The organism is Pontimicrobium sp. MEBiC01747 (genome assembly GCF_053601635.1).
Genome location: NZ_JBSHNS010000551.1, coordinates 1 through 5,922 on the forward strand (window position 1 = coordinate 1; position 5,922 = coordinate 5,922).

General features: G+C 28.4%; 6 protein-coding genes. 1 reads left to right on the forward strand and 5 read right to left on the reverse strand.

Translation table 11 applies throughout. The features are described 5' to 3' along the window. The 5 genes from ACVC2P_RS18220 to ACVC2P_RS18240 all read right to left on the reverse strand — a co-directional run. Positions 1-1,001 (reverse strand): lycopene cyclase family protein (locus ACVC2P_RS18220; RefSeq protein ID WP_452599877.1); only part of this gene is annotated, 1,001 nt, incomplete at its 3' end. 19 nt (positions 1,002-1,020) lie between these two features. Beyond that, the gene (locus ACVC2P_RS18225) at positions 1,021-1,470 is read right to left on the reverse strand and encodes a sterol desaturase family protein (RefSeq protein ID WP_452599878.1); all 450 of its coding nucleotides are present in this window, start codon (positions 1,468-1,470) and stop codon (positions 1,021-1,023) included. Beyond that, positions 1,470-2,309, reverse strand: a complete 840-nt coding sequence (locus tag ACVC2P_RS18230; RefSeq protein ID WP_452599879.1) for a phytoene/squalene synthase family protein — start codon at positions 2,307-2,309, stop codon at positions 1,470-1,472. Before ACVC2P_RS18230 ends, ACVC2P_RS18225 begins: the two co-directional genes overlap by 1 nt. Further along, positions 2,309-3,778: a phytoene desaturase family protein gene (locus tag ACVC2P_RS18235; RefSeq protein WP_452599880.1), complete on the reverse strand. Its 1,470-nt coding sequence runs from the start codon at positions 3,776-3,778 to the stop codon at positions 2,309-2,311. Before ACVC2P_RS18235 ends, ACVC2P_RS18230 begins: the two co-directional genes overlap by 1 nt. Positions 3,779-3,787: 9 nt before the next feature. After that, positions 3,788-4,714, reverse strand: a complete 927-nt coding sequence (locus tag ACVC2P_RS18240) for a MerR family transcriptional regulator (protein ID WP_452599881.1) — start codon at positions 4,712-4,714, stop codon at positions 3,788-3,790. Between the two features lie 364 nt (positions 4,715-5,078). On the opposite strand from ACVC2P_RS18240, the gene ACVC2P_RS18245 reads away from it, so the two are divergent. Next, positions 5,079-5,894 carry a helix-turn-helix domain-containing protein gene (locus tag ACVC2P_RS18245; RefSeq protein WP_452599882.1) on the forward strand — a complete coding sequence of 272 codons (816 nt, stop codon included), beginning with the start codon at positions 5,079-5,081 and terminating at the stop codon, positions 5,892-5,894. Positions 5,895-5,922: the final 28 nt, after the last annotated feature.

The following is a 5,922-nucleotide window of genomic DNA, read 5'->3' on the forward strand; positions in this document are numbered from 1 at the left end:
TTTTTATTCTCATCTAATAATACTTTTAAAAATACTTTGTCGTAAAATTTAAATCGTCTATTAAAAAGTCCAAATGTAGTGGATTTATCTTGTTTTAAATTTTTTATAATTTGAGACACTTTTTTTTCGGTATGTTTAAACGAATAACCTGTAGAGCCTTTTACCCAACCACCTCCAGTACCAATTTTAGTTAATTTATTTGTCGAGTATTTATTAAAAGGGAAATTTGTCATAGGAATACTTCCTTTTTCAATTTCTAAAATGTTATAACTGTTAACTTTCAGAATATTAGAAATATAGCGTTTTAAAAAAGTGTTATAAATCTCATCTTCTACGATATTTGAAGTAAAGTAAGTGAACTCTACTAAAGCTTTATTTTTAGAGAAAGGAAGTACATACATAAAGGTGGTTTGTTCTCCATCTTTTAGTCTATAATCCATCATAGTAAAAGTATTAAGGCTATTAAATGTACTAGTAGGAGTCTCTATAACCCAACCTTTAAAATGTTGTATAATATTTATGTACTCTTTTTTTTCTGAAAAAAAGGAATGCTCTATTCTGCTATCGAAAACGTGGTTTGCTTTATAAGTATTAGAAGAGGTGGTAACTGTTATAAAGCTCGATTCTTCTTTTGTTAAAAGTACATTATCTATTATAAAATGGATATTATCTTTTTTTTTAAGTTTGGTCTTTACATCGTTATAAAAATCTATAGAGCGTATCATTTTATAACGATAAGGTGCTAGCTTTAGTTGATGTTTATTTTTTGTGGTGTAAACATCGGCGTTACCCCAAGAGTTATGTACTAATTTGTCCCATTTACCATTACCTTTCTCCCAATAACACCATGTTTTGTCATTAGTTGTTTTATCGTTTTTATCTATTAAAGCGATCTGTTTGTCTTTAAAATATAGATCTTCGGTAAGTGCTAATGCTAATTGAAGTCCAGCTAAACCATTACCAATTATAATGTAATCGAAAAGCATGCTTCTATTATCCATTATTTATAAAGAAGTTATTTTAACGTTTAAAATACTTAAAAGGAACAAAAAGCATCCCAAAACACTCCCCGTCATTTTTCCCTAAATGCTTGTGATGCATTTTGTGAGCGCGTCTTAAACCTTTAGCGTATCTATTGTTAGCATTACGCAAAAACTTAAAACGCTGATGAATAAAAATGTCATGTACAATAAAGTACGCTGCTCCGTATGCCATAATGCCTAAACCAATGGGTAAGCAATACCATATACCTTCGTAGTTCCATAAATAAAAACAAACCATGCTCACTATTGCGTAAAAAATAAAAAAAGTATCGTTACGCTCAAACCAACTATCATGATCTTTATGGTGGTGGTCTTTGTGCAGCGACCATAAAAAACCATGCATAATGTATTTATGAGTAAACCATGCATTAAATTCCATGATAAAGAATGTGCCTAAAAAAAATAAAATCCAGTATACTGTTTGCATTACATTAAATTAAGTTGATATTTTACATAACCTCTCGTTAAAAGCTCTACTTTTTTGTAGTTAGGAACTCGTATTCGAGCATTTTTTATTTCTAAGGCTGGTGTGCGTTTTAGTTTTTTAAGTAACTGTTTGTAATATCTATAAGCCATAAATACACCAAACTTTGCCTCTATAGGTAATAGCTTAATACCTTTTAAGCCTTCCGCAAAATCTTTTTCTATATCGTTTATAATATCTTGCTTAGAGGATTCTGTTAAGTTATTTAAATCGGTATTTGGAAAATAGGTACGCTCTAATTCATCGTAATCTGCTTTTAAATCTCTTAAAAAGTTTACTTTTTGAAATGCAGAACCTAAAGACATTGCTGTAGATTTTAAAGCATTGTATTTATCGTTGTCACCTTTTACAAAAACCTTTAAACACATAAGCCCTACTACATCTGCCGAGCCATATATATAATCTTTATACTCTTTTTCGGTTAAATAAGTGCTTTTGTGTAAATCTAAACGCATACTTTTCATAAATGAATCTACCATGTGTTTTTCTATATTATGTTTATGATAGGTATGCTGAAAAGCATTTAAAATAGGATTAAGGCTAATTTTATCTTTTAACGCTTTTTCTAGATCTAACTCGAAATTTTTAAATAAGTCTTCTTTGTTGTAATCATGAAAACTATCTACAATTTCATCTGCAAAACGAACAAAACCATAAATATTATAAATGTCTTGACGTATACAATTAGACAACATTTTTGTAGCCATAGAAAAAGAGGTACTGTAGGACTGAGTTACTATTTTACTACAATTGTAGGATACGGAATCAAATAAAGTCTTCATTAGTTTTCGTTTTGGTTTTTTATTAATTCTGCTACTATTTTTCCTGATATTAATGAAGGAGGTACTCCAGGTCCAGGAACGGTTAATTGTCCAGTGAAATATAAATCTTTCACTTTTCCACTTTTTAATTTAGGCCTTAAAAATGCTGTTTGTAATAACGTATTAGCCATGCCATAGGCGTTTCCTTTGTACGAGTTATAATCTTTTATAAAATCGTTAATACAAAAAGACTCTTTAAAGATAATGGATTTTCTAACATCTTGAGACGTTAACTTTTCAAATCGAGCTATTATTTTTTCAAAATAACAAGCTCTTAATGCCTCATTGTCTTCTATTCCTGGAGCTAATGGAATTAAAAAAATTCCTGCTTCTTTTCCTTCTGGCGCAGAACTTTTATCTGTTATACTAGGAAAACTTGCATAAAATAATGGATTATCAGGCCATTTTGGAGTATCGTAAATGTCTTTTGCGTGGCTATCGAAATCTACATCAAAAAACAGCGTATGATGGTTTACATTTTTTAATTTTTTATCAAACCCTACATAAAATAGAAGAGAGGATGGGGCAAATACTTTTTTAGACCAATACGATTCTGAATATTGTCTGTATTTTTTATCAATTAAGGTTTCGGTATGGTGGTAGTCTGCGCCACTTAAAATAGTATCGAAATTAAGAACGTTATGGTTAACTTTAATACCAGTAGCTTTTCCATTAGAGTCTATATTTATTTTTTCTACTGGAGAATTGGTTTTAATGACAACTCCTAATGATTTAGCAAGTGCTTCCATAGCTAGAATAACTTGATACATTCCTTTTTTGGGGTGAAAGGTGCCTATACCAAAATCGGCATAGTTCATAAAACTATAAAAGGATGGAGTATTGCTAGGTTTAGCTCCTAAAAATAATACTGGAAATTCTAAAATTTGGGCTAACCTATTATTTTTAAATTCTTTTCTTACATCTTTTTTAATAGTACTAAAAAATTGCCCTATTTTTTTTATAGTAACTGGGGTTACTAATTCTAAAGGAGAAACTCCAGGTCTGTATACTAAATCTTTTATAGCTACATTATAATTGTCTTGTGCATTATCTATAAACTTTTTTAGCTTTTTAGAGCTTCCTTGTTCTTCTGCTTCAAATGCAGCATAAATTTTTTCTAGAGTATCTTCAATAGTTATATAATCGTTTTTTCCAAAGTAAACACTGTAAGCTGGATTTAGCTTTTCTAGAGTATAATAGTCATTTGGTGTTTTATTAAAATCAGCAAAAAAACGTTCAAAAACATCTGGCATCCAATACCAAGTTGGGCCAATATCGAAGGTAAATCCTTCTTTTTTTAATTGTCTAGCTCTACCTCCAATAGTTTCATTTTTTTCAAAAATGGTAACTTTATATCCGTACTTAGCCAAATAACAAGAAGCAGCTAATGCCGAAAACCCCGAACCTATAATTGCAATAGTTTTATTCATAATTTATGCCTAACCAACTTGTTGTTTATAGTTATTTAAACTTTCTAGTATTTCTTTTGTTGAGTTGAATACAGATATTTTATTATTTAATGTATGTAAATCTATATGTTGTGTCTGTCTGCCAGATATTAGTAACAGGTTATTGGCTTGTTTTAAAATTTTTGTAGAGAGTTCGTTTAAGTACTTATTTATAATTTCTTTTTCTGGTTTAATTGTAAAGGAAGAAATAAATACAATCTCATCGTAAAGTTCTGTAAGGTATTCTAAGCTATCTATAGGTACACTTTGCCCTAGGTAAATACTTTTGTAGCCTCTTAATGTTAACTCGTAGTTTATATATAATAGCCCCAATTCATGAATTTCGTTATCTGGCAAGAAGAGTACAAATGTTTTAGTGTTTTCACTTTTATTACTATTGTCAATAGCTCTATCTGTATAAATTAAAACTTTCTGTTTAATGAGTTCGAAAATAAAATGTTCATGAGCAGGTGTTATAGTATCTGTTTGCCATAACAAACCTATTTGGTTTAAAAGTGGTACAAAAACATTATGAAATATGTCTGTTAAATTTTGATCTTTGGCTAATTCTTTAAATGTATTATAGAATAACGTTTGATCAAAATTTAGCATTGCAATTTTAAATAAATCAACGTAGTGATTTTCTGGATCATTTTCTTTTGCAATTTGTTTTACCAAATCTGGAATTTCATCTGGTCTTAATTGTGCTATTTTTGAAACCTTGAAACCATTTCTATTAAGAAAAGTAATATTTAAAAGCTTTTGTAAGCTAGATAAACTATAATATCTAATATTAGTTTCCGTTCTATTAGGTTGAAAAAGATTGTAGCGCTTCTCCCATATTCTTATAGTATGAGCCTTAATCCCAGAAAGATTCTCTAAATCTTTAATGCTGAATTTTGTTTTAATATTGTTCATTATTTAGCTAAAATAGTTAAACAAATTTTAAAAAAATAATTTAAAAAGTAAATTTTACAAATCATTAACATATTTAACAATATTAAAATTGTAGATAATATAATGCTTCAAATTTTTAAATTAGCTTATTAAATCTAATTATTCAGGTTTGGAGACAAATAAACAACTTCTTTTTTTCTTTAGCTTACTAGGTGCGTTTAATGGCGTTTTGCTTTCAATCTATTTTATATTCCTTTCTAAGACTAAAAAAGTATATAATATTTTTTTAGGTTTATTATTGCTAGTTATAAGTATAAGAATTGGTAAATCTGTTTTCTTCTATTTTAATAAGGATTTGTCTAATATTTATATTCATATAGGTATAATGGCTTGTGTGTTAATTGGCCCACTACTATATTTATTTGTAAGAAGTGCGATTATAAATAATAGAACTGTAAAAAAATATGATGTACTGCATGTAATTCCATTACTTATTGTAATAATAATAGCAATACAATATCCTTATTGGGAACATAGAAAGCTATGGGGCAATTTAATAAACCTAATTTATTGGCAATGGTTTGTTTACATTATTGTTGCTGCTTTTAACTTAATGCCTGTTTTTAAGGGGCTGAATACAAAGTTTAAAACACAAGATAATATTAGTAATGTTTGGTTGCTAAGCGTATTTGTTGGCGTTTCAATTATTTGGTTGGCCTATAAAACGTCTCGTTATACATCTTATATTGTTGGAGCAGTATCATTTTCATTTGTATTTTATATTTCTGGCTTACTATTATTTAAAATTTCGAAAAAGAAAAAAGAAGTCGTTGAGATTAAAAAAAGTACAAAACAAACTATAGATGGTAAAATTATTAAAGCTATAGAAGATAAACTAGAGCATTTATTAAGTGATGATAAAGTTTATAAAAACCCTAATTTAAAAATGCCAGATTTAGCATTTAAATTAAATGTTTCGCCTCATGTTTTTTCTCAATATTTAAATGAGGTTTTAGATAAAAACTTTTCTCAATTTATTAATGAATATAGAGTTAAAGAAGCAGAGCAACTTTTAAAATCGTCTCATAACTATACAGTAGAAGCTATAGCTTACGACAGTGGTTTTAACTCTATATCTGCTTTTTATACAGCCTTTAAAAATGTTAATAAAGTAACTCCTGCTGCCTTTAAAAAAATGTAATTTAATTATAATTAAAGAGTTATGTTTT

Bases quoted from the DNA above. Each gene is read 5' to 3' on its own strand.
- ACVC2P_RS18240 (WP_452599881.1), bottom strand. From the start codon at position 4,714: ATGAACAATATTAAAACAAAATTCAGCATTAAAGATTTAGAGAATCTT.
- ACVC2P_RS18230 (WP_452599879.1), bottom strand. From the start codon at position 2,309: ATGAAGACTTTATTTGATTCCGTATCCTACAATTGTAGTAAAATAGTA.
- ACVC2P_RS18245 (WP_452599882.1), top strand. From the start codon at position 5,079: ATGGCTTGTGTGTTAATTGGCCCACTACTATATTTATTTGTAAGAAGT.
- ACVC2P_RS18225 (WP_452599878.1), bottom strand. From the start codon at position 1,470: ATGCAAACAGTATACTGGATTTTATTTTTTTTAGGCACATTCTTTATC.
- ACVC2P_RS18235 (WP_452599880.1), bottom strand. From the start codon at position 3,778: ATGAATAAAACTATTGCAATTATAGGTTCGGGGTTTTCGGCATTAGCT.